22 protein-coding genes are annotated in these 23494 nt (G+C 51.3%); 6 read left to right on the top strand and 16 right to left on the bottom strand.

The features are described from left to right. Positions 1 to 61: 61 nt before the first annotated feature. Positions 62 to 1015 (bottom strand): tetratricopeptide repeat protein, encoded by a 954-nt coding sequence (locus tag P9L94_06600; GenBank protein ID MDP8243733.1) that lies wholly within the window; start codon positions 1013 to 1015, stop codon positions 62 to 64. 212 nt (positions 1016 to 1227) lie between these two features. Between P9L94_06600 and P9L94_06595 the strand changes: the two genes are divergently transcribed. The 5 genes from P9L94_06595 (at position 1228) to P9L94_06575 (ending at position 6933) form a co-directional block, all read left to right on the top strand. Beyond that, entirely contained in the window at positions 1228 to 3060 is a 1833-nt protein-coding gene (locus P9L94_06595) for a bifunctional homocysteine S-methyltransferase/methylenetetrahydrofolate reductase (GenBank protein ID MDP8243732.1), read from the top strand. A gap of 136 nt (positions 3061 to 3196) precedes the next feature. Next, positions 3197 to 4180 carry a family 43 glycosylhydrolase gene (locus P9L94_06590; GenBank protein ID MDP8243731.1) on the top strand — a complete coding sequence of 328 codons (984 nt, stop codon included), beginning with the start codon at positions 3197 to 3199 and terminating at the stop codon, positions 4178 to 4180. Between the two features lie 105 nt (positions 4181 to 4285). Further along, positions 4286 to 4963 carry a hypothetical protein gene (locus P9L94_06585; protein MDP8243730.1) on the top strand — a complete coding sequence of 226 codons (678 nt, stop codon included), beginning with the start codon at positions 4286 to 4288 and terminating at the stop codon, positions 4961 to 4963. Next, positions 4963 to 5520, top strand: coding sequence for a LemA family protein (locus tag P9L94_06580; GenBank protein ID MDP8243729.1), 558 nt, complete (start codon positions 4963 to 4965; stop codon positions 5518 to 5520). The genes P9L94_06585 and P9L94_06580 overlap by 1 nt, the downstream gene beginning before the upstream one ends. 312 nt (positions 5521 to 5832) lie before the next feature. Further along, positions 5833 to 6933 carry a Fic family protein gene (locus P9L94_06575; protein ID MDP8243728.1) on the top strand — a complete coding sequence of 367 codons (1101 nt, stop codon included), beginning with the start codon at positions 5833 to 5835 and terminating at the stop codon, positions 6931 to 6933. Positions 6934 to 6956: 23 nt separating this feature from the next. Here the strand turns inward: P9L94_06575 and P9L94_06570 are convergent, their stop codons facing one another. The 13 genes from P9L94_06570 to dapB form a co-directional block, all read right to left on the bottom strand. After that, positions 6957 to 7610 carry a DUF4145 domain-containing protein gene (locus P9L94_06570; GenBank protein ID MDP8243727.1) on the bottom strand — a complete coding sequence of 218 codons (654 nt, stop codon included), beginning with the start codon at positions 7608 to 7610 and terminating at the stop codon, positions 6957 to 6959. A gap of 46 nt (positions 7611 to 7656) precedes the next feature. Further along, on the bottom strand, positions 7657 to 8673 hold the full coding sequence (trpD, locus tag P9L94_06565) for an anthranilate phosphoribosyltransferase (GenBank protein MDP8243726.1): 1017 nt from the start codon (positions 8671 to 8673) through the stop codon (positions 7657 to 7659). 70 nt (positions 8674 to 8743) lie between these two features. Beyond that, positions 8744 to 9004 carry a hypothetical protein gene (locus P9L94_06560; protein ID MDP8243725.1) on the bottom strand — a complete coding sequence of 87 codons (261 nt, stop codon included), beginning with the start codon at positions 9002 to 9004 and terminating at the stop codon, positions 8744 to 8746. A gap of 82 nt (positions 9005 to 9086) precedes the next feature. After that, entirely contained in the window at positions 9087 to 9536 is a 450-nt protein-coding gene (locus P9L94_06555; protein ID MDP8243724.1) for a hypothetical protein, read from the bottom strand. Positions 9537 to 9800: 264 nt separating this feature from the next. Continuing rightward, a complete protein-coding gene (locus P9L94_06550) occupies positions 9801 to 10277 on the bottom strand; it encodes an NfeD family protein (protein ID MDP8243723.1) in 477 nt (158 codons plus the stop codon). A gap of 20 nt (positions 10278 to 10297) precedes the next feature. Beyond that, entirely contained in the window at positions 10298 to 11755 is a 1458-nt protein-coding gene (locus P9L94_06545) for an NfeD family protein (GenBank protein ID MDP8243722.1), read from the bottom strand. Positions 11756 to 11812: 57 nt separating this feature from the next. After that, positions 11813 to 13054, bottom strand: coding sequence for a cellulase family glycosylhydrolase (locus P9L94_06540; GenBank protein ID MDP8243721.1), 1242 nt, complete (start codon positions 13052 to 13054; stop codon positions 11813 to 11815). Positions 13055 to 13743: 689 nt separating this feature from the next. After that, positions 13744 to 14349, bottom strand: coding sequence for an L-threonylcarbamoyladenylate synthase (locus tag P9L94_06535; protein ID MDP8243720.1), 606 nt, complete (start codon positions 14347 to 14349; stop codon positions 13744 to 13746). After that, the gene (locus P9L94_06530) at positions 14346 to 15335 is read right to left on the bottom strand and encodes an HD domain-containing phosphohydrolase (GenBank protein MDP8243719.1); all 990 of its coding nucleotides are present in this window, start codon (positions 15333 to 15335) and stop codon (positions 14346 to 14348) included. The genes P9L94_06535 and P9L94_06530 overlap by 4 nt, the downstream gene beginning before the upstream one ends. 58 nt (positions 15336 to 15393) lie before the next feature. Continuing rightward, positions 15394 to 16272, bottom strand: a complete 879-nt coding sequence (locus P9L94_06525) for a ParB/RepB/Spo0J family partition protein (protein ID MDP8243718.1) — start codon at positions 16270 to 16272, stop codon at positions 15394 to 15396. Further along, positions 16226 to 17044 (bottom strand): ParA family protein, encoded by an 819-nt coding sequence (locus P9L94_06520; protein ID MDP8243717.1) that lies wholly within the window; start codon positions 17042 to 17044, stop codon positions 16226 to 16228. Before P9L94_06520 ends, P9L94_06525 begins: the two co-directional genes overlap by 47 nt. Positions 17045 to 17123: 79 nt before the next feature. Continuing rightward, positions 17124 to 17843 carry a 16S rRNA (guanine(527)-N(7))-methyltransferase RsmG gene (rsmG, locus tag P9L94_06515; protein MDP8243716.1) on the bottom strand — a complete coding sequence of 240 codons (720 nt, stop codon included), beginning with the start codon at positions 17841 to 17843 and terminating at the stop codon, positions 17124 to 17126. Next, on the bottom strand, positions 17843 to 18586 hold the full coding sequence (dapB, locus tag P9L94_06510) for a 4-hydroxy-tetrahydrodipicolinate reductase (protein MDP8243715.1): 744 nt from the start codon (positions 18584 to 18586) through the stop codon (positions 17843 to 17845). Before dapB ends, rsmG begins: the two co-directional genes overlap by 1 nt. A 119-nt stretch (positions 18587 to 18705) precedes the next feature. On the opposite strand from dapB, the gene P9L94_06505 reads away from it, so the two are divergent. Next, positions 18706 to 21522, top strand: coding sequence for a hypothetical protein (locus P9L94_06505; GenBank protein MDP8243714.1), 2817 nt, complete (start codon positions 18706 to 18708; stop codon positions 21520 to 21522). A gap of 341 nt (positions 21523 to 21863) precedes the next feature. On the opposite strand, the gene P9L94_06500 is transcribed toward P9L94_06505, so the two are convergent. Both P9L94_06500 and dnaN read right to left on the bottom strand, forming a co-directional pair. Then, positions 21864 to 22118, bottom strand: a complete 255-nt coding sequence (locus P9L94_06500; GenBank protein MDP8243713.1) for a hypothetical protein — start codon at positions 22116 to 22118, stop codon at positions 21864 to 21866. Positions 22119 to 22251: 133 nt separating this feature from the next. Then, positions 22252 to 23376: a DNA polymerase III subunit beta gene (gene dnaN, locus P9L94_06495; GenBank protein ID MDP8243712.1), complete on the bottom strand. Its 1125-nt coding sequence runs from the start codon at positions 23374 to 23376 to the stop codon at positions 22252 to 22254. Positions 23377 to 23494 lie beyond the last annotated feature (118 nt).

Here is a 23494-nt window from a genome sequence, read left to right as displayed (position 1 = left end):
TTTCCGGTGGGTTATATATACTTACCCCACCGTTACAATTTTCCAACCAACTGAAAAACTATTAGCGCTCAAACAGGTCCGCCAGTGCGGCGGCGGAGATGTCGTCGGGATTGCGTTGCAGATATTGCTTGAGGCGCTTTTGGTGATATTTAAAGTCCGCCGGATTGTTGTAGTACGACCCCATCTCCGGCAGCGTGATTTCCGTTCGTTGCGCCGCATTTTTCGCGGGTTGAATAAACCCCGCCGCACGGGTGTATTGGCCTGACGCGAACAAAGCCACCCCATACCCATAACGCACCTGCGGATCGTCAGGCCGCTCTCCAAGCAGCCGCTCAAAGCGGCGCGCCGCCTCAGAGTAATTGCGCGAGGCGAATGGCGCCTGGGCGCGCTGCATGAGTAAGTCGGATGGCGTTTGTAACGCAGCGGGTTTTTGCGGCGTCGCTGGCGCTATTCGTTGGGCTGCGGCCTCTTTCTTCTCGTTGTCGAGCATTCCAGCAGCCCGTTCTTCTGCGCGCTTTTGCAATGCGCGATACACATAGGGCGCGGGCAAACGCAACATCGGACGAAGATAGATGCGGTCGGGCTGCAACGGCGAATAGGCCGGGTCTAGCGCCACCGCTGGCTCAATCGGCGCAACCTGTGCGGGCGGGACGCTCAACGGACGGGTTCCCTCTGAAAACTGTTTAGGTTCGCGGTCGATGTCTTTGTCGAAACGATAACGCCGCAAGCGTCGCGAACGGCTGTCATAGCTGCCGGTGCGGATGGGATTCTCAGCGTAATCTTCTTCGTAGCGTTCCGAGTATTTTTTGGGATTGTAACTTTCTCGGTAGAGTTCCGTATAGTTTTTGCGTTTATATTCGGCGCGCGTGGTTGTGGTCTCTTTGGGGCTTTCGACGGGCTTCTTGATGCTCGGCTCCGTCTGTGGGGTTATGGGCTTCTTTTCTTCGGCAGAGACGCCCATCACCGTCCCAATAACAACCACCAATAATAATAGGAAAAATTTGTTGATCCACATTTCGCCCACCTCCCCTTAAGTATATCAAAAAACACGGGGTCTTGTACAGCAAATCGTATCTCTTATAGATCGCTGCAAAATCGTAACTGGCTAGACGGAGCGACCCTGCTGAATTCTCCCGAATCGCGTTGTTTCTTAGAGCAGTTCGTATAACGCTTTGCCATTGCTATCATTAATGTCTTTGCGATTCAACCAAGGAGCAACCAATTTTTATGCCTGAGCCAATTTTAACCGCCTTGCAAGACCGCGTCATTCTCGCCGACGGCGGGATGAGTATGCAAATCTATCAGCAGGGTTTTTTCGTCAACCGTTGTTACGACCAACTCAATCTCATCAGCCCGGACGTCATATCGGGCATCCACCAGGGCTTCGTCAAAGCGGGCGCCGACCTGCTCACCGCCAACACCTTTGGCGCCAACCGTCCGGCGCTCAGCGGCTTCGGCCTGGCGGACCAATTAGAAGAAATCAATAAGCGCGGCGTCGAACTCGCCCGCGAAGCGGCGGGAGACGGCCTCTATGTCGCTGGCTCCATTGGCCCGGTTTCACAAAAGGTGGATAAAGACGAGCGCCTCGCCGCTTACGCCGAACACGCCGCCGCGCTGCACAAAGCCGGGGCCGACCTGTTGGTTCTCGATACGTTTTTGTGTTTTGATGAATTAGAACGCGCCTTCAAAGCCGTCTGCGAAGCCGCGCCTGACGTAGTGGTTTTGCCGTCGATCCATTTGGATTCCATCAAGGGCGAAGACGGCTGGCAAGCCGCCGCCGTCCAACGCGTGGCGGGCTGGGGCGCGAAACTGTTCGGCGTCCACGGCGGAGACGCCCAAGAAATCGCCGAAGCCTCATCCAAGTTGACCGCCGCCGCAGGCAAAGAGATAAAAGTCTCACTGATGCCCAGCCTGGGCGGCTGCCGCGAGGTCGAAGGCCGCATGTTGTATATGGCGTCGCCCGAATATATGGCGGAATATCTGCGCCGTTGCGTCCAGCGAGGCGCGGGCATGATCGGCGGCAACGCGGGCGTCGACGCGGCGATGATAAAAGAATCCGCCTCGTTTTTGCGCTCGATCCAACCCCGCCAACGCGTGGTGGTCGTCGAAAGCAAAGAGATCAAAACCGCCGAAGAGAGCATGACGCCGCTTACGGTGGAAGAACGCTCGCCCTTCGGCGCATTGTTGGGCAAGAAATTTGCCGTGTCGGTTGAGATTGACCTGCCCAAAGGCCTCGACCCCAGAAAATCAATTGAAGGCGCAAAGTTTCTTTATGAAAACGGCATCGACGCAGTCAACATCGCCGACGGCCCCCGCGCCTCAGGCCGCATGGCCCCCGCCGCGCTGGCGCAACTGGTGCGCGAAGAATGCGGCATCGAGCCGATTGTGCACGTCTGCTGCCGCGACCGAAACCTACTCGCGTTGCAGATGGACCTCATCAGCGATCACACCTTGGGGCTGCGCAACTTGATGCTCATTACTGGGGATCCGCCCAAGATGGGAATCTATCCAGACGCCACCGCCGTGTTTGACCTCGACGCCATCGGGCTGATACAGGGCGTGAATCTGTTGAACCACGGCCTCGATTTCGCCAAGCGCCCATTGAAAGGCCAAACCCAATTCGTACTCGGCATGGGCTGCAACCCCGGCGCGGCGGACTTAGACAAAGAGGTCGAGCGTTTCAAAAGCAAGGTCGACGCCGGGGCCGACTTCGTCTTCTCGCAACCGGTCTATGACCCTGAACTCTTGAACGTGTTTCTCAAACGAATTGAGCATGTACGCCCGATTCCATTTTTTGTCGGGATTCTGCCGCTGGCGAGCTATAAGAACGCCGAGTTTCTACACACCCAGGTTCCGGGGATGCAGATTCCCGACCCGATCCGCGAGCGCATGCGCAAGGGTGGAACCAAAGAAGCGCAACGCAGCGAAGGCATCGCCATTGCCGCTGAGGCGCTCCGCGAAGCGAAAAAATATTCACAAATCAAAGGCGCGTATGTGTTTCCGCCGTTCGGACGCTATGCGGCGATTTTAGACGTACTCGAAAAAGCTGGCGTACGGTAGAGCTTTCAATATTGATTGCCCCCCTTTTGTAAGGGGGGACGGCGCGGCAGCGCCAGGGGGGATCAAAAAAAGAACAACATTTTTTACCTCCGCCTCAGTGGATGAGGAGTGGGGTAAGATTAAGAAAGGCATTGTCATGTTCAAACTGCGAATAATTTTTACCTGCGTGTTTTGCGCCATGTTTGCGGTCAACAGTTACAGCGCTGAACCGCGCATGAAATTCGCTGACGATACCTACGGCGCCCCCAAAACAAAAGACCCGGTGGTGGTGCGTTTCGACGGACGCTATTTGATGTACTACACCCTCTTCTCGCCCAACGGCGTCACCATCGGCGTCGCCGAAAGCAACAATCTCAACGACTGGAAACGCATCGGCGAGATCAAACCCGCCGCCGACTATGAAGCCAAGGGAATCTGCGCGCCGGGCGCACTGGTCAAAGACGGCAAGGTGCATCTGTTCTACCAGCGCTACGGCTACGGCGCCCAAGACGCCATCTGCCATGCGGTCTCCAGCGACGGCCTTCAGTTTGAACGCGACGCCAGCAACCCCATTTTTCACCCCACCGGAAAATGGAACAACGGACGCGCCATCGACGCTGAAGTCTTTCCATTCAACGACAAGTTATTTTTATACTTCGCCACCCGCGATCCTGAAGGCAAGGTACAAAAACTCGGCGTCGCGACCGCCCCGCTCGATTCGGATTACTCGCGCGATCAATGGACGCAGCAATGCGACGATTCAATTTTGGAACCTACGCTGGATTGGGAAATGAATTGCATCGAAGCGCCCACGCTGGTCCAACGCGGCGACCGCTTATACATGTTTTATGCGGGAGCGTATAACAACGACCCGCAACAGGTCGGCGTCGCGGCGAGTGAGGACGGGCTGTTGTGGAAGCGCATATTCGATAAGCCATTTTTGACCAACGGCAAACCCGGCGAATGGAACGAATCCGAATCGGGCCACCCCTGCATCTTCGCTGATGAAGACGGTCGCACCCATTTATTCTTTCAGGGCAACAACGACGGCGGCAAAACCTGGTATCTCTCAAACGTCGAAGTCTTCTGGAACACCACGCAACCTATGCCAACGCTAAACACGCCGTCCCAACCCGAATGAAAGTTAATTCTCGTTTTTTCGTATTGAATTAGTAGAAGCAAGCGCTTGCCAAACGCGCACCTCATTTGCTTTAATGGAAACAATGCGCTTATCATCGGGTGAATAATGGAAAATATCGGAGCGTTGGTCCCTTTTCTCATCGTCTGCGTCGTTGTAGTCGTGATCATTTTTGCGATCATTGCATCGCAACGACGAAAGAAAGAGCTACGCGCCTGGGCCGAATCGAAGGGTTTAACTTTTAACGCAAGCAGCAATTACCAAGTTGATAATCAATTACCGTTTCGATGTTTAAAACATGGCCATAGCCGGGCAGCCTTTAACTTCATCAACGGCGTGTATAAAAATCACGGCCTGTATGTTTTTGACTTTCGCTACAAGACAGGAAGCGGTAAAAACCAACAAACCCACACGCTAACCGTGGTGACGGTCGATGCGCATTTGCCGCTCAAACCGCTCTACATTCGCCGCGAACATTTCTTTGATAAGATGTCTGAGTTCGTAGGTTTTGACGATATTGATTTTGAATGGAAAGAATTCAGCGACGCGTTTTTCGTCAAAGCAACAGACAAAAAATGGGCGTATGACGTGATCCATCAGGAGATGATGGAATATCTGATGTTGGTCCCCAAATATGAAATTGAAATGGGCGGGCCGATGGTCGCTGTCTGGAACAGCCGTATTCTCGCTGTCGATGAAATTGAGATCACGATTGATGTTATGCATGGCATCTTAAACCGCTTCCCTGATTATTTAGTGAAAGAACTGAAAGCAGAGCAATCATAATGGAAATCATAATTGGTCTTGGCGTGTTACTCTTTTTTGGGCTGATCTGGTTGGCGGTGATGTACAACAATCTGGTGCGCGCTAACAATCACGTCAGCGAGTCGTGGTCGGATATTGATACCGAACTCAAGCGCCGCTATAACCTGGTGCCCAACTTGGTCGAGACCGTCAAAGGCTACGCCGCCCACGAGAAAGACCTGTTCGAGCGGGTGATCCAGGCGCGCAACCAAGCGCTCGCTAACCAGGGCGCCCCCGCCGAACAAGCGGTGGATGAAAACGCCTTGGCCGGACAACTCAACCGCTTGCTGATGCTGGTTGAAAATTATCCCGACCTCAAAGCCAACCAAAATTTTCTCGCCCTCCAACAGGAACTCACCAACACCGAAGACCGCATCCAACGCGCCCGCCGCTTTTATAACGGCAACGTGCGCGACCTCAATAACCTTGTTGAGGTGTTCCCCTCAAACATCATCGCAGGTATGAGCAATTTCACCAAACGCGACTACTTCGAAATCGAAGAACCCGCCGAGCGCCAAGCCGTCAACGTTGAAATGTAAAAGTTTCTATAATACTTACACGCGCAAACGATTAAGCCTCGACCCGTGCACGGTTGAACAATAGAAAACCCGATTTTGCGCTCTGTTAATTGCTTTCGCGTGAATAACGGTCTTTATTATTCACAAAAACAACTGATTCCGTGAATAAGAATTGCCTTATTCACACTTTTTGCTATTATTGTGTATAAATACAAGTAAGAAAAGAATCCCATGAATCCAGAGCAATTTAAAGATTCGAGTGCTGGACGTTGCATTAACACCCATAAAAATTATTGGGCTTTTCTCCCAGGCTCTTTACCTCCCAATATTGAAATGAGCATTGATTTAATAAAATTGCTTTCTAATGCTGACCAGTTTATCGGAAAATTATCGGGTACGGCTCAACTATTACCCAACCCCCATCTGCTCATCCACCCATTTGTCCGAAGAGAAGCGGTCTTAAGTTCAAGGATTGAAAATACCCAATCGGGGATGGATGAACTATTATTGTTTGAAGCCGACGAAACAGAACCACCGAGTGTTCCTGACGTCAAAGAAATCGCAAATTATGTACAGGCGATGGACTACGGCTTATCGCGCCTTCAATCGCTGCCAATCAGTAACCGGCTTGTTTGTGAGATTCACAAAATTCTGATGTCTGGCGTACGCGGCGACCATGCGACGCCGGGGGAAATGCGTCGTAGCCAAAATTGGATCGGTGCGCCTGGTTGTACTCTGGATGAAGCAACCTATGTTCCCCCGCCTGTTGAGGAAATGAAGGTGTGCTTGGCTGATTGGGAGAACTATTTGCATTCAAATCCACAAGAGCCGGTGCTGATTCAATGCGCCTTAATGCACTATCAATTTGAAGCCATACACCCCTTTATCGACGGCAATGGCCGCGTCGGGCGTTTGTTGGTTCCATTTTTACTATGTGAGCGCGATGTATTGTCGCAACCCTTGTTATATTTATCGGCATTTTTTGAACGCTATCGTGATGAATATTATCAGCGACTTTTAGCGGTCACTCAAAAGGGAGACTGGGCGGGATGGATTGATTTCTTTCTGAGAGGCGTGTGCGCACAGTCACAAGAAGCGTTAAAAAACGCACAAGATTTAATTAGCCTACACGAAAAATATCGAAATAAATTTATGCGAAAACGAACTCCTCAAACGGCCTTGCGTTTAATTGACCACATTTTTTCAAACCCGATGATTTCGATTTCCAATTTATCAAGAAAATGGGACATCCCCTATATGTCAATTCAACGCGGCGTTGAATATCTAATCAAAGAAGGCATCCTCCACGAAGTGACCGGGCGACAACGCAACCGCATTTATGTCGCCAATGAATTGCTCGCCTTGTTTGGTACCGACCGTACGAAGTCATTGGTAAGGCCCACCCAAGGCCAAACCTTTAACGTGAAGTTGTAGTTAAACCGAGGTTATTTTTTGACTTATTTCTTTCGACTACGCGCTGGTGTTGCTTTCTTTATTTTATCCACAACTTTTTGAAGAATCGTCGATTGCAAGAGGTTTTCTATTATATCCATAACATGCTGAACGTCTTTAGCCTTAGGCGTGTACCCCCGATGTGATACAGCGCTGCCCATGTCAAATGCTGCGAATAAAGCTTCACCATTTTTCTTACTGAGAAAACCCGCTTTTTCCAGAGCGTCTAGTTTATTTCCAAAACTTCCCTTATCGCCAACTTCCTTGAGCATCACCATGTCAATAAGTGTTCTAGTCCCCATCATAGCAAGCCGCCAACTATTTGCCTGAAGTGCGGTATATACCTCTTCGAGAAGTGAAACCATTTCTTCAGGCAGTTCGTCTTTCCATTGCGGAAGTCGACGCGCTATTCTGGGTGGATAAAAATGGATTTCAACATCACCGGGATTCCATTCTGAGAAATAATACCGACTTCGTACTGTGATTTCTTCGCATCCACAGCATTCAAACATTTCATAAACAGTTGTCCAGCTTAAATCACAATACTCATCGTAAGGTTGGGAGCCTCTTTGAGTATGTTCTTTGATTATTTCATGCTTCGTTTTATGACCACATATATTGCAGTGAATACGCTCTGTCTGCTTTTTAGAAGTATCCATTAACATACACTTTCGCTAAGTCTTAAATTCCATTTATTCAAATAATTTACCCGTTTGAAACCTCGATCAACGCTTGCAGCTTTTTGTAGGCGGCGCCCGATTGCAGCGATTCGCGGGCGAGTGCGACCCCTGCTTTGATCTCGCTCGCCTTGCCCGCAATGGTCAGCACCGCGCCCGCATTGAGCAGGGCCGCGTCGCGTTTCGCGCCGGAATCTTCGTTCTTTAAAATCGCCATCGCCAGCACAGCGTTTTGTTCGGCGTCGCCGCCCAGCAGGTCTTCAATTGCGCAAGGTTCCAACCCGGCGTCTTGGGGCGTGATTTGAAATGACGAAATATCACCGCCGTTCATTTCAACAATCTTCGAGGGCCCGGTCAACGACAGCTCATCCAAACCGTTTGTACCATGCGCCACCCAGGCGCGTTGGATGCCCATTTTATGCAGGCACTTGGCGTAGAGTTCCATGTAGGTCGCGTCGCTGATGCCGACCAGCTGATAGGTTGGCTTCGCGGGATTGGTGAGCGGCCCGAGAAAATTAAAGATGGTGCGAAAGCCCAACTCCGCGCGTACGGGGGCGGCGTGTTTCATGGCGGGGTGGACCATGCGGGCGAACAACACGCCGATGCCGCACTGGTTGATGCAACGCGCGATGCCGTCCGGGCCGAGGTTGATGTTGACGCCCAGGCATTCTAACAGATCAATGCTGCCGCATTTGCTAGTGGCGGAGCGGTTGCCGTGTTTGGCGACGGGCGCGCCCGTCCCGGCGACGATGAGGGCGGTCAGGGTTGATATATTAAAGGTGCCGCTGCGGTCGCCGCCGGTGCCGCAAGTGTCAATCAAACCTGTTTGATTTGTGGGGATGGGCAACGCATGGTCGCGCATGGCCCGCGCCGCGCCCGCGATTTCGTCGAGGGTCTCGCCTTTGCAACGCAGCGCTGTGAGTAACGACGCGACTTGCGCCGTCGCCATCTCGCCGCGCATGACGGAGGAAATCGCCTCGCCCGCAACGGATTCAGATAATGATTGTCCTACAATAATTTGGTCGATCCATTCGGCGAACGGCATAGTTTTTCCCCTACGTTGTTATTTCAGTATGAATAAGATTCAACAAAGTTAGAGGATATTGGAGAGCGGATCAACCGCGCCGCTTCATGTGGAACAGCAGGCGTCCGCAGCCGTGGATGCCGAAACCGAATAGCAAGAGGTTTAACGCCAGGAAGGATTGCGTGTTTAACAATAGCAGAAAAAAGCCGATGAAAAAAATCGCCCCGCCGATGACTTGCATACCAGCGCGGTGATACAACATCACCAGGATCGAAAAGAACCAGAGAAACGCGCTGAACAACGCGGCGGCAAGCCCTGGGCCATAACTTTGAGTTACGTGTTCTATAATCATCGCTCAGTCCCTATGATAAAAGCGTATCACAAGTTGGCGGCGGCGCCCATAGTTTTGACGGGTTCAGCCAAGAACGAGACCGTCAGCAAGCGGCGGTTTCATCTTTGTGTAATTGAATTTCAAGCAACGCTTCATCATCGCCTTTGAAGGTAAAATTTATCTTGCCCCATTGACCAGTGCTGGGCAAAAAAGCGTGAAACGAAAAACTTGAGTTAAACGGGAATACGCGCTGGTTGATGTGAAACAACCACCCGTGGTCAATTTTTTCGCCTTCGATTCCAAGCGAACACTTTACCTCCGCGTCATTGAGCAATTTTCCATCTTGATCTTGGACGCGAACTTTGACGCGATACTTTGGGTGTATCCAGAACAAATGTTTATAATATTTTTCGCTGACAGCCGCAATTAAAATGACGAATAAACCAAACAGTAAAGGATTATATCGAATAGGCAGTCCATAATATATAAGCGCAAAATAATAACACGATAGCCAAAACGATACCCAGATTATGGCAAAACGCGTCCTCTTCATGTCACCGTTCCCCCCTGACTCACCAATCTAATATTCGATTGATTTATTCATAAACGCTGCATTGAGATTGTCTGGACCATCTCATAAATACTTGATCTTTCGTTGCGAGCGGCATGGATACAATTCTGCCTGAATACGTTTTCGTAATCAATATGATATCCATCCATCTGTGTAGGCGCTCACTTACCGGATGAACCAAAAATCACGGGAACGACCACAATCAAGCAGAGAAAAAATATGCGGTATAAAATTTCTGCCTCATGCTTACACCTGTTTGACCACCACGCGGTTGCCGTCGACGCGCAAGACCTGAATACGCGAGCCGTGTTCGACAAATTCGCTGTCGGTCACGACGTCAATGCGGTTTCCATCAACCAGCGCGATTCCAGCCGGACGCAACTCGCTTTCGGCCACGCCTTCTTTGCCGACCAGCCCGGCGTCAATGTATGAGTCGGAATGATAGCCGCGCTCTTTTGAGGTCGAGTCTGAAAGAATAAACGCGCGGCCTATGGCGGTTTTTGGAATCACGGTAAACGCGCTCACTACCGCCGTGATGGTCAACACCACCGAGAGCAGCATTACCCCCAGGCCGACCTGAGAACCATATTCGCGAAAACAAAGGTAGACGGCGATGCCCATCAGCGTCATGCCGAGCAACCCCAAAATTCCACCTGGAACAAACAACTCGGCGAACATCAACAACACGCCGGTCAGCATGAGTATCACAACAGTGAGAAACATCGCGCCCTCCCAAATTCGAGCTAGACTACCTTCACTACTATACGACGCCCTTCGACTTTTATTACTTCCACAGCGGAATTCGTTGGTATAAATCCCCCCTGGCTGACCACGTCGATGCGCTTGCCGTTGATATCGGCAATGCCCGCCGGACGCAGCGCACTATGCGCAACCCCGCGCAAGCCCATGAGCGCATCCAAGCCGTCTTCGGCGCTGTGATATCCTGCGGCGCGTTGTTGCGAGTCGCCCAAAATAAGCCAATTACCAAATAGGCGCCGATCCGCAAGCACTGGAATCAGCAACGGCGAGGCCATCGCGCCGATTAGGCCGATGCACACCGAAAACGTGGTCACCATCAACGGACGCGACAAGTCGCTCCACTCAAACGTCTCAGAAAAACCGGGAGTGGTGATGGGCGTATCCATCAGGGTCAACACCACAGACGCCAACAGACAGAAAATGCCCGCGATGCCAGCGACGCCGAAGCCGGGGATGATAAAGACTTCCGCGCTGAGCAAGGCAAGGCCGAGAAAGAAGAACAACAGACCTTCATACCCCGCCAGGCCGGTCAGTGAGTGACTGAAGAAAAACAACAGAAACGCGATCACGCCGACGGCGCCGGGAACGCCAAAGCCGGGCGTACGAAACTCGATAAAGACGCCCAGAAAAGCGAGGCTCAACAACAGGCTCGAGACAAAGGTCGATGACAAAAACCGCGCGAAAACTTCGACGGCGGTTTCATTCAGAAACAACTGTTTCGCGCCGGTCATTCCCAGCTCGCTCAAAACAGCTTCGCGACCGACCCCGGCTTTTTCCGGCGTGGTGAAACCGGGGACGTCAATAATTTTTTCAATAAACCCGAGATCAAGCGCTTCTTGCGCGGTCAGCGTCAACAGTTTGCCCGCTGGTGAAATAATCACGTCGGGGTCATTCGGGTCGGCGACTTCTAAATCCGTGTCAACCATTGCCAGCGCGAGTTGGGTTTTCAATTCATCATACTCGCGGCGCTCGCAAATGGTGCGCACCTGGGCCAGCACAAACGAGAGCGCTTTTGCGTTCATGGTTTCGCTCTCTTGTCCTAACGTGACCGGGGCCGCCGTGCCGATGGTGGTCCGCTGGCGCATATAAATACGCTCGGCGGCGAGGCTGATGATCGCTCCGGCGGAGGTAGCGTTGCCGGTCACAAACACGGTGACAGGAACGGGAGAATCCATAATCAGGTCGGCGATTTTCAGCGCCGAATCGACGCGCCCGCCCGGGGTGTCCATTTCGAATATGATATGGTCGGCGCCGAGTTGTTCCGCCTCGCGAAAGCCGCGCGACAAAAATCCATACAGCGCGTTTTCGACCTCGCCTTCAAAGGGAATAAAATAGACGGTTCCGCGATCGTCGTCTTGCGCGAATGTGGATGAAACGCCGCCTGCCAAAAATAAGAGAAGTGCAATGGTTGCGAATATTGAGATTGAGATGATTGGTTTCATAAGCGTCTTTTTGATTATTTTTTCAGAATGGTTTTGACGCCTTCATTGTACTACAAATTAATCCAATGAGGGGTTGATTCGTTCGGCTTGCAGATAAACCGGTTCGGGCGTGAGTTTGATTTCAAGCTTGTCGCCGACGCGATAGAGCGGCATGCGCTCGCCCAACAGCGTGGTCGCTTCATCAATGGATGCGTCCAGGTTGAGTTGGATGACGTGCGGGCGTCCGGTCGTCCAGGCGGCCAGCGCTTCGCGTTCGCTGTTGCTGAACAACAGCAGGTAGTCTTCTTTCTCTGATGTTTTCAATCGGGTGATATAGGTCATGCCGCGCAGTTGTTCGGTCAGCGTTTTGGCCGCCCAATAGGCCAGTTTGGGTTCCATGTTTTGGTCGACGGTACCAAAGTTGTGTTCGCGCTCTTCGGGGTCGTCGCCGTCGTTGCGCCAGTCGTACCAGATGCTAACGCGTACGCCCGAGATAAAATTCGACAAAAACTGGCGCGCCAGATATCGCGCCTGGGTCATCTCGTCAATATACGTATCGCCGTAGGCGTGGACCGAATAGCCCCACTCGCCCGACAAGATGGGAACGAAACGGTCGGGTGAATATTTATCGATGACTTTGCGTAATGCGCTATATTCTTCCATCACGGTTTCGGGTTCGGAGGTGCGGTAGGGATGAACGCTGACGGCGTCGATCCATTGCAGCATTCCTAACTCGAAACATTGGGTGAGATAGTCGATTTTGATTTGAGAAATCGCGGGCGCGACAATGGTGCAATGCGGGTCGATGCGGCGCATAAGTTTTGAAGTGGTTTCAACCAGCATGACGTAATCTTCAGCGCTTGGTTGCACGTCCCAAAACAGTTCGAGGTTGGGTTCGTTCCATATTTCCCAAATCACCGGGCCTTGGCCCAGCCTCACCAGCGCTTCGACGGCGAAGCGGGCGAACGCCTTTCGGCCTTCGGGGGTGGTCACCGCGCGGCTTTCTTCATAGAGCGGGTTGCTGTAATCCAAAATATAAAGCGGGATCTGGTTGCGCTTGCGCATGGCGTTGGTCAGCTTGCGATAGCCCGAAAAGTCATACACGCCTTTTTCTTTTTCGACCACTTCCCATTTCAGGTCCATCCGCACCACGCCGAAGCCGGCTTGTTGCATCATGTCCATCTCGTCGGGGTCGGGGTCCACAAAATGGATGTTGACGCCCAGGCAATCGGGCACGCGAAAATGCGGCAGGCTGCGCAGCGACGCATGTGCGGTTGAAGTCAACAATACAAGAGCGAATGCAAGATGCCGCATTCTCATGTCAGGCCGTCCCGTTTGCGGTTCAAAATTCCGTTCGGCGTATTTTAGGATAGATAGCTCATTAAGGATAGATATAGTTATTGTCCCTTACCGGGGTGTCATTGCGAGCGCAGCGAAGCAATCTCAAAAACAATTGAGTACGAAAAGGGATTCCGACAGTTCAAAAAACGACAAACCAACTCTGGCATGGGTGCAACTCTGGGAGCGCCTGTGCTTAAGGGCCTGCCATTGACATCAGACTTTTAGCCCCCCTTTTTAAGGGGGGCTGGCGCTGAAAGCGACAGGGGGGATTCGGGCGCAACGCGTTTTCTTTTCATGCGGCTCACCAGGAGGTTCGCCCTCCCCACATCATTCGAAATATTGGTGAGTTATTACCTGCCGTTAATGATGATTGGTGCAAAAGGGCCTGAAAGCCCGCACCGAAGCAAGCAGAGTTGCACCTATGCCTTTCGCAACGAAAGCATAAATTATTTTGAGATGGCTTCGGTCGTTTCACTTCCTCGCAATGACACGGATGAATCGATTTATACTATTTGATCCGTTTGTACTCTAAAAAGACGAATCATTGCTGTCATTGCAAACGCAGCTTCAGGCTCACTCGTAATTGACGCGTTTTTAAAAAAACAGAAGATGTTTTAATATATAGTTCTTCCCGCCTGGCGCCAAAATGCAGAAATGAAAATTGGCCCTTAAAGCGCGTCTAAAATATCTGAGTAGGAAATGGTTCCCGGCCGGAGAATTTGAGGAGGCGAAGTGCGGCAATCGACCACCGCTGAAGGCGACTGCGGCGGTAGCTCGCCCGCGTCGACCGCGATGTCCACCCGCTGAATAATAGGATGTGTTTCGTCAATGCGCGTTGCAGGCGGTTTACCGCTAAAATTTAAACTGGTGTTGACCAACGCGCCCCCGCAGTGCTCTAACAATTGCTGCACAAACGCATGGTCAGGACAACGCAGCCCCACCGCGCCGTCATACGCCGCTGGACAGCTGTTGTGCGACGCGACCACCAAGGTCAGCGGGCCGGGCCAAAAGGCTTTCGCCAGCGTTTCCGCTACGGGGTTCGGCTCGATCCACGCCCGCGCGGTTTCAAACGATTGCACAAACAGCGCGAAGGGTTTATCGACCGGACGGTTTTTGATCTCGAACAATTTTTCCGCCGCGCCAAAACGGTCGTGGCGGCACACCAGGCCGTAAACCGTCTCTGTCGGCAGCGCAACCACGCCCCCCTGGTCTAACCATGCGGCGCATTCGGTAACAGCGTTGCAGCAATCACTCAGTCGTATAATTTTGCTCATGCGTTTGGTTGAAAGGTTTTGGCTTCGCTCGGTGAAAGAAACATTTTGACGAATTCTTTAAACACATCTTCATCAAAGCGGTCGGGCGTTTCCTGGCGAATCTGTTGCAGCGCTTCAAATGAAACAAGCCGCACGTGTTCTTTCTTGCTGGTGCTGAGGTGGTCGAAGCGATCAACAATCGCGCAGATGCGCGCGCCCATCGAGATGTCGTCTCCACGCAGCCCGAATGGATAACCGCTTCCATCAAGCCGTTCATGGTGATGAAGAATGATCGACTCGCTTTCTTCAGGCAAATCGGTAAATTCCTTCACCATTTCAGCGCCTTTGATCGTGTGTTGACGGATCGACTCGATATCCTCGGTCTCGCCCGACTCTTCTTCTTTATCCCACAGTTCTTTTGGAATTAGCAACTTGCCCAGGTCGTGCCACAAAAACCCGGGGCCGAATCGCGTCAGCGCTTCTTGTTTGGAGATATCCATCAGCCGATGCGCCAAGCCAACGCCAAACAGACAGACGTTAAGCGAGTGCGAATACAGCGCATAATCTACGCTGGCTTTGACAATAAAATTATGGGCCGCAGCGTGGTCGGAAAAAATGACGTCCAAGACGGACGGCAGCAGTTGTTCAGAGGTTTGAAAAACATATTCGGGATTCGACGAATTAAAAACGCGCTGCATCCAATTGTAGGAAATATTATAAACCGCTTCGCATTTTTCTTCGACTTCGACGTTTTCGTCGCCCACGATTTCGATCAGGCTTTCTTCAAAGCGCTGGTCCAGGTTGCCCGCCTCGTCATCGCGAACCACCAGCCGCAGGTCTTCTTGGGTTTTCAGATCTTCCCAGTCGCCTTCGCTCAGCGGGTAATTCTTGCTGCGGAAAAGAAGCGGACGTTCGTCGCCATTTCTCAGGATGTAGATATCAACAATGGAGTCGCCGATGCTCTCCAGAATATCTACGGTTATAGGAACAAACGAAACTTCCGCCATAGCAAGACGCCATCCCCTACAAAAATTGGCGAATCATATTACAACTAACATTATAGCGCTAAAGCGAAATCTTCCACAATTTTAATAGATGATCTAATTGATCTAGATCATAAAAATGAATATCAATTCGCCCCTTATTTTTGCCCTTCATGCGGATATCGACCTTTGTTTGCAGGGCTTCTTCGAGTTTTCGTTTCATATCGGAGACGAATATATCTTTATCTTCGGGGGCGGCTTTTGCGGGTTTGGGCGCTGCGGGCGGCTTACCGCGCAGTTCTTCTTCCAGCTGACGGACGCTCCATTCTTCCTCAAGAATGCGGAGCGCGAGCGACTCGATCTTGTCGGTGTCTTTGACCGAAAGCAGCACTTTGGCGTGCCCAACCGACAATACGCCGCTATCCAGTAGGTCCAAAACCGATACCGGCAGGTTAAGCAGCCGCAGCGCATTGGTCACCGCAGCGCGGCTTTTGCCGACCTTGGCGGAAATTTGCTCTTGGGTCAGATTGAAGCGCTCCACCATTTGTTTATAGGCGCGGGCTTCTTCGACGGGCGAGAGATTGCTGCGTTGAATATTTTCTACCAGGGCGATTTCGAGCGCCTGGGTTTCTTGGGCTTCGAGGAGAATGCACGGCACTTTTCCCAGCCCGGCGAGTTTCGATGCGCGCAGGCGGCGTTCGCCAGCGATTAACTGGTAGCCAGCCGAGCCATCGGGTTTGCGCCGCACCAACAGCGGCTGCAACACGCCTTGAGCGCCAATGGATTCGGACAGTTCTTTGAGTTGCTCGTCATCAAACTGGGTGCGCGGCTGCCAGCGGTTGGCTTCGATGGCGCCGACTTCGATTTCGTCTATCCGCTTGGATTGCGGTTCGGCGACAGACTCGACGCTTGAATCAGACAGAAGCGCGGAGAGGCCACGGCCGAGGGCTTTTCGTTTCATTTTCTATGACTTCCTCTGCTAACGCCATATAGGCTTTGGAACCGATTGACTGCGGGTCGTATTGAATGATCGGCGTCCCGTGACTGGGCGCCTCGCTGAGGCGGACGCTGCGGTAAATCACGCTTTGGAACACAAAATCACGGTACACGTTGCGAATTTCTTCTTCAACCTGATGGCTCAAGTTGAGCCGACGGTCTGCCATTGTAAGAAGGATTCCCTCTAACGACAAGCCGGTATTGAAATTTTGGCGCAACATGGTGGTGGTGGTCAAAATATCGGTGAGGCCTTCAAGCGCGTAATATTCACACTGAACGGGGATAATCACCGTATCAGACGTGAGGATCGCGTTGATCGAAAGTTGCCCCAATGACGGCGGGCAATCAACAATAATGTACTTGGGTTGAAGCGCAGGCGGCGTTTCATTGAAAAATTTGACCACCGCCCGGCTGAGACAGCGCTTGCCATCCGGGTCGCCCGCCAGGTGAAGTTCCGCCGACAGCAGATCGCTATTAGCGGGTGCGATCCGCAACTTTGGCTGTTTAGTGGGCTTGAGGATGCTCTGCATGGGGGCTTCATCAATCATTACGTCGAAAATGGTCTTTTCGAGTTCCGCCCGATTGATTCCCAGGCCGCTGCTGGCGTTTCCCTGCGGATCAATATCAAGCAGCAGGGTTTCATGCCCTTTTGCCGCCAGACAGGCTGCGAGGTTCACGGCGGAGGTGGTTTTGCCAACCCCGCCCTTCTGGTTTATGACGCAGATTACTTTTGCCAAGATTATTGTTCCACGTAGAACGGATTGTGATTCTATTTAGAAAGCGGTATCCCGCTTGTAAGAAACCAAAGTGTGACGATTATAAAGGACGCTTCTTGATTTTCCCAGGTTTTCGCGGGTATTTATCGGCAGTTGGGGCATTTTTTCGGTAAATTTCGATGCGAAACGCCTTTTCGCGCCCCGGTAATTGATAGTTCAGCACTTTTTCACGCAGACACCCCAGTGTTTCAGCATATTGGTTGTTGGCGTGAATCAAGTCTTCATCGCTTCGTAAAAGCGCGATACCGCCCCCGGTTTTGACAAACGGCGCGCACAGTTCCAGGCAATACGCCTGTGTTCCTAAGGCGCGGGCGGTCGCACAATCATACTGCTCACGGTGCGCTGGGTCATGCCCAAGGTCTTCCGCTCTCGCACTGACCGCCGAAGAACCGCCCAATTGGAGCGCTTCCAACGCAGACGCTACGAAATCCATCTTCTTTTTCACAGAATCCAATACGCAAAGCCGCATGTCGGTCGAAATGCAATTGAGCAACACCCCGGGAACCCCTGCGCCGGACCCCACGTCAATCAAGGATTCGATGGGTTCATTCGATAAGGCCTGATTTATTGCCAGCGCATCTAACAGGTGATAGTCCACCGCATCCGCAGGCGAATCGTAGCGAGTGAGGTTCATGGACTGGTTTTTTACATGTATTAAATAGAAATAAAGCCCGCAACGCTTTGACGCCGCAGGCTCTATCTGAATGTTGCGCTTGTTCAAATGGGCTTCAAAGGCCCTTAAATAGGCGCTTTCGTCCATTATTGTCCTGGAAACAGGATATTTTCGAGGCCGTACGTCACGCCGCCCCGCTTGATCGCTTCTCTCACCGCCATCAACACCCCCGGCATATAACAGGTGCGGTTATACGTATCATGGCGGATAGTAAGCGTTTGGCCTTCAGCGCCAAAAATGACTTCCTGGTGCGCCAGATAACCCGGAAGGCGGATGCTGTGAATCGGGATGTTCTGATTCACTTCGCCGCGTGAGCGGTGTTCCTCTGTTCCACGTGGAACATCGGTGTCTTTGACCGCATGGGCCATCATGTCCGCTGTTTTGACCGCTGTGCCGGAAGGCGCATCCAGCTTAAAGGGATGATGCATCTCAACGATTTCGACATGGGGCATGTGGTGCGCCACAATGTGGGCGCAGTGCATCATCAGGATGGCGCCGATCGAAAAGTTTGGCGCAATAATCACGCCCGGTTTTTTCATCGCTGCTTTGTCGCGTAATTCATGGATTTGCTCTGTGGAGAACCCGGTGGTTCCAATCACGCCGCCTGCGGTCGATTCGGCAATGATGCAAGCATTTTCAAAGGCGCTGTCCGGTACGGTGAAATCAATCACGATATCTGGTTTTTCGGTCTCAATCGTCTTTGAAAGATTGTCGCCCAAATCTAACGCGCCGACCAACGTCATATCAGGCGCATCGCTCACGGCCTTCACGGCCTCTGCTCCCATACGCCCTTTGGCGCCGTTTACGACAACGCGAATGTTGTCTGCCATGATGAAACCTCCGTTTGTACGATTTCAGTTATTGCACTGGCAAGGCTTTATGATAGGCTTGCTGCAATCTACGCTACGCCGTAGGATACGATGGACAACCGCTACGGTCAATTCTTTCAATGGCGAACTTGCTGCTCTTTCTCTCTTTCTTATCGCTTGCCGCCCTGTTCACTGCGCCGGGCATTGATATGGCGATGCGCGTCCGCCTCGGCTTTGCCGTCGGTTTGCTCGCCGCTTCAATCATCTACTGGGCGAAAAAGCAAGGACGCCCGCTGTCTGCGTTAGAATATCTCTCCAGTATAAAAGTCAATCTGCGCCGTGAAACGATCAGTTTTTGCCTGTTAGCAACCTGTGGAGTATGTTTGTCGTTTTTGCCTCAAAACGGATTGAGCGTCGAATGGAGCGGTTCTAACCGCCAAATCATTAAGACTTTTGGAACTTCTGGCGAGTCCTTCCAATTACGCCCGTCGCAACTTGAAGATGGTGCGCTGTGGATGAATGCAGAAATGCTTCGTTGCAGCGGCTGGTTTGAAAACAAAAATCCGGCGGCTGGATTGGTCTTTTACGCCAACCACGGCGATGCGCGTTGGATGCTCAATGGAAAGCGCATCGCGTCGATCCAAAATGACGATTCAAACCGCTATGTCTATATTCCAACCGAGTTGGCGCCGGGTGCGCACAAACTGGTGTTTGAGAGCAGCGCTGTGACCCCGCCCACACACATGTATGCGGCCACCGTTGAAAAACAGGACGGCGTCCCGGTATTGTTGTCGCCCATTTACTCGCGCCCGCTGAGTCTGAGCGTCGGCTTTCGCTCACTATTCACGGTGTTAGCGCTACTTTTTTGCTATCTCGCGGTGTGGGGTTGGCTGCCGAGGCTGAATGTAGTCCTTAAAAATATGCAGCGGCTGCGGCTGGCAAAGCCAATCGGGTTTCTGATTTTAATCTGTTTGGCTGGGTATTTTTGCATAAAACACTTGGATATTCCACAATTTTTGATTGGCCCGGCCTCGTATGAAGCCGATGAGGCCGCCTTTGGCGTCATGGCGCAGCGCCTCGCGCAAGGCGAACTGCCGCCGCTATTTCACTATGGGCAATCTTATCAAGGCACGCTTGAAGCCTATCCGCTGGCGCTATTGGTTTCAACTTTCGGCCTGGGTTCGATCCATTGGCTTTCTGTTGTGTTCTGTATTGTGTTTATATTAACTGTTTTGCTATGCGCATATCGCCTGGGTTCATTGCCGCTGGCTGTTTTTTCTTTGATCGTCTTATTGCTCTCTGGATCGCATTTTTATTGGATCGCGGCGAAAACCTGGTTTGGCTATTCGTTTTCGCTCGCGTGCGGCGGGGTTATGATGTGGGCCGCGTTGGATTGCTGGCAAAAGAGACGCCTACGCCCCGCCCTCGCGCTTCTATGGGGGACCGCTGCAGGCGCCTCGCTCTATGAACTGCCCATTTCGGCGCCCTTTGTCGCCGCGTCGGGTGTTTTGATCTTGATGGGAATTTTTCGCACACCCTCGCCCTCTGCGAAACCTTCACACTCATACGCCTCGTTGGTTCTGGCGGCGGTCGCATGTTTGATCTTTTTGACGCCGTATCTCCCCGCCAGTAAAAGTTCAGACGCAGCGCAGTTTCTTGCCCAGGGACGCGACTTACCAACAGCGCGGGTCGAAAACGAAGCGCCGTTGATTGACCGTTTTCTCGGCGAGTGTCTACCTGTTTTACTTGGCGCCCGTACGCCGTTTGATCAGCAGCATGATACTTCTAGCGTATTTCTGCCCTATTTTGCGCCGTTATTATTTTTCGCATCGCTGTTTATTTTACCGCTGGGCGCAACGGCTTCGATAAGCCTTTTATCTTGTCATTTTTTGCGAAAAATTTTGGCTGGATTTGGATTTTTTACCATTCTGCTGGTGAGTTACTCGCCGTTTGGCGTCTGGCCCTGGTATGCGTTGGCGTTGTATTGGGTGCTGCCGTTTTCGATGTATTGGTTGTTTCAATGCGTATGGCGCGTTTCGCCCGGATTACTGGTCATTATCGCCGGGATGTTCTTCCTCTCGATGTGGAGCGCATCAAATTATGATTCTGCCCGATTAAACAATCCATCAAGTCTTTCGCTTGACGGCGTGGTTTTAAATACCGATTTTGACGAATTGATTGATCTCGCAAAACAACATGATATTCAATCGTTCATTTGTGAATCGGGTTTTGACTCGACACCGATTAACGCAGGACGCGATTGGATCGGCGAATGTTTAACCTTTGCATCAAACGGATCGTTAAACAGTATCGACCGCCTATCCAGGCGTTTTCCTTCACTTGCCTATGAAAATATACGTAGCCAGCGGGTTGGTTATGTTTTCCAGGAAAATTTTTATTACAACAATCCATCGTTAGAAGCGGTTGAGCGCTACGCGCCTCTTACAATGAAGTCGCTGCAAACTTTGTTTGGCGAAAGTGGGCTTGGGTATCAGGGTTTTTTACTTGACGGCTATCGAGTATTTATTCCAGGACTCTCTCACAGAACGATGAATAAGCCGTCGTGGACGGTTGATTCAAATAATCCAGTCTTTTTGGATGCGGCGTTTGACAATAATATCAGCGTTCGTGGATATGGGCGCCGCACCTATTGGTCGAGCGGCGAGATTCCAAGCGACGGCGGTTGGATTCAAATAGAACTTGCTGAATTCAAACCGATTTCGCGCATGTTGTTATTTCATGGAACCAAAAAACTTGATTACTTGCATGAGAACACCATGCGGGTGCGCAACCGTCAAGGCGAATGGCTGGACGCGGGTTCGTTATCTTACAAGCCGGATATGCGCTCGAGCGTTTTGATCTTGAATGAAGCGGTTGAATGCGACGCTGTGCGAATCGAATTTTCCCGCCCGCAAGACGGCAGTTGGCTGACGATTTTCGAGATGTGGATGTTTTAGCTGCCCTGCCGCTTTTTTTGTTGTACTTACTTCTGCTGAATCCAGCCATATCTGGTGGGTTAAGAACCCACCCTACGGGACTAAGATGGTGGGTCGATACTGCGCGACCCACCCTACCTAACTCATCCTGATCCCCCCTGGCGCTTCGCGCCGTCCCCCCTTAAAAAAGGGGGGCAGAAAAACCGATATAAATCATCTGAACGTTCGTAGAAATCCCCGGCGCCGAGCCAAAGCGGAGTAAATCGAAGCAAGTTTAATCTCTTGGGTTAAGAACCCGCCCTACGGGACCACAGCGACTACGTTTGGTTTGTGTCATCGCGAGCGCAGCGAAGCAATCTCGTTTATTTCTGGTCTTCTTCTTTGATATCTTCGAGTTCGCCCGGTTTCATGTAGGTCGCAACCACAATGGTTGACGGCTCGCGCAGGCCGTTAATCGGGCATTCTTCACAGATATCCAGCGGGGGTTTGGGTGAATCGCAGACAAAATATTCCTGGATGCGAATTTTACTCGGGCTATATGATGGGCAATAACAAGCGCGTTCAATGGCGAGTTCACGATCAAATCGTCGATTACTTTGCGGAGAGTCTGAAGGCATAATTCTCTAATTTCTATAAATTTTTTTGATTGCGTTTCACAACAGAGAGAGAGTATAGCGCGTGAACGCGCACAATCAAGAAAAATTTTATATTTACCTTCATTACATACTGATATTGTTTAGGATATAAATTTTATTCTTCTTTTTTCTCTTCGTCTTCCGGGGGCCGCATTGGCATCAAAACATACAAATAATCATCGACGCCCTCGCTGCGAAACACACCGGGTTTACGTGAATCGGTCAATTCCAATTCGATTTTTTCTTCATCTAACGCGCGCAAAACATCGCTGACATAACGGTGATTGTAACGAATTTCCATTGGGTCGCCTTCATAGCCGCAATCAACCACATCGCGTCCTGATCCGCCTACTTCTTCGCGCTCGCCGACCACTTCGATCTGGCCTTTATCCATCTTAAACACCAACATGCTGGTCTCAAGACTGGTTAAATTGGCGGCGCGTTTGACTGCTGACATCAATTCGCTACGGTTAATCAGCGTTTTGAATTTACCTTCTGAAGGCAAAATTCGTTCATATTGGGGAAAATTATCCACCAGCAAGTTAGAGACGATCACAACATCGCCGCAACTGAATTGTATTTTTCGTTCCTGGATGCGTATCGTCACTTCGCCTTCATCCGGCATGGATTGCTGAATGGTGGTCAGGGTCTTTGAAGGAACCAGAATGCTGATGGGGCCTTTTGGCCATTTTTCGTTTGACGCTTTGTACATCGCCATGCGGCGTCCATCGGTTGCGATGCAAGTGAGTTTTCCATCAGCGAGTTCAAATTTGACGCCGTCGAGTTCATAGCGCGACTTCTCTTGCGAGGTGGCGAAGATGGTGCGCTTAATCAGCGATTTCAGGGTTTCGACCGGCATCCCTAACTCATCGCCTTCATCCACCTGGTTGAAGGGAGGATATAACGCTGCGTCTTGTCCCTTTAACTTCGCAGAAAACTTGGCGCACTTAATCGAGACGTTTTCGTTTTTCTCTTCAAATACCACATCATCATTGGGCAGCGACTGCACCAGGCCGACCAGAATCTTGGCGGGCAACACCGTCGAACCAGGCGCTTCGATTTCCGCCTCGCCGTCGCAACGAATGGTGACGCTCAAGTTGGTCGCTAAAAAAGAAACCAGATTGTCTTCACACGAAACGTGAATGTTTTCGAGAATCTGATTGGAGATCGCGCTGCCAACGGCTGTTTGTACCGCGCTGATTCCACGCATCCAGGTAGCGCTTGATGTGGTAAATTTCATATTCTTAGCCTCATCTATATAATAAAGAGTATTAAATTCTTTATATATCTTTTATTATTACTATTACTACTATGGCTCTTAGTAAAGTGTATAAGTTTTTAAGTCTAATCAATCAAGA

Origin of the sequence: Candidatus Hinthialibacter antarcticus (assembly GCA_030765645.1) — a bacterium.
GTDB classification, from domain to species: domain Bacteria; phylum Hinthialibacterota; class Hinthialibacteria; order Hinthialibacterales; family Hinthialibacteraceae; genus Hinthialibacter; species Hinthialibacter antarcticus.
Note: the sequence above shows the minus strand (reverse complement) of the source record. Positions and strands in the feature narration are given on the sequence as shown.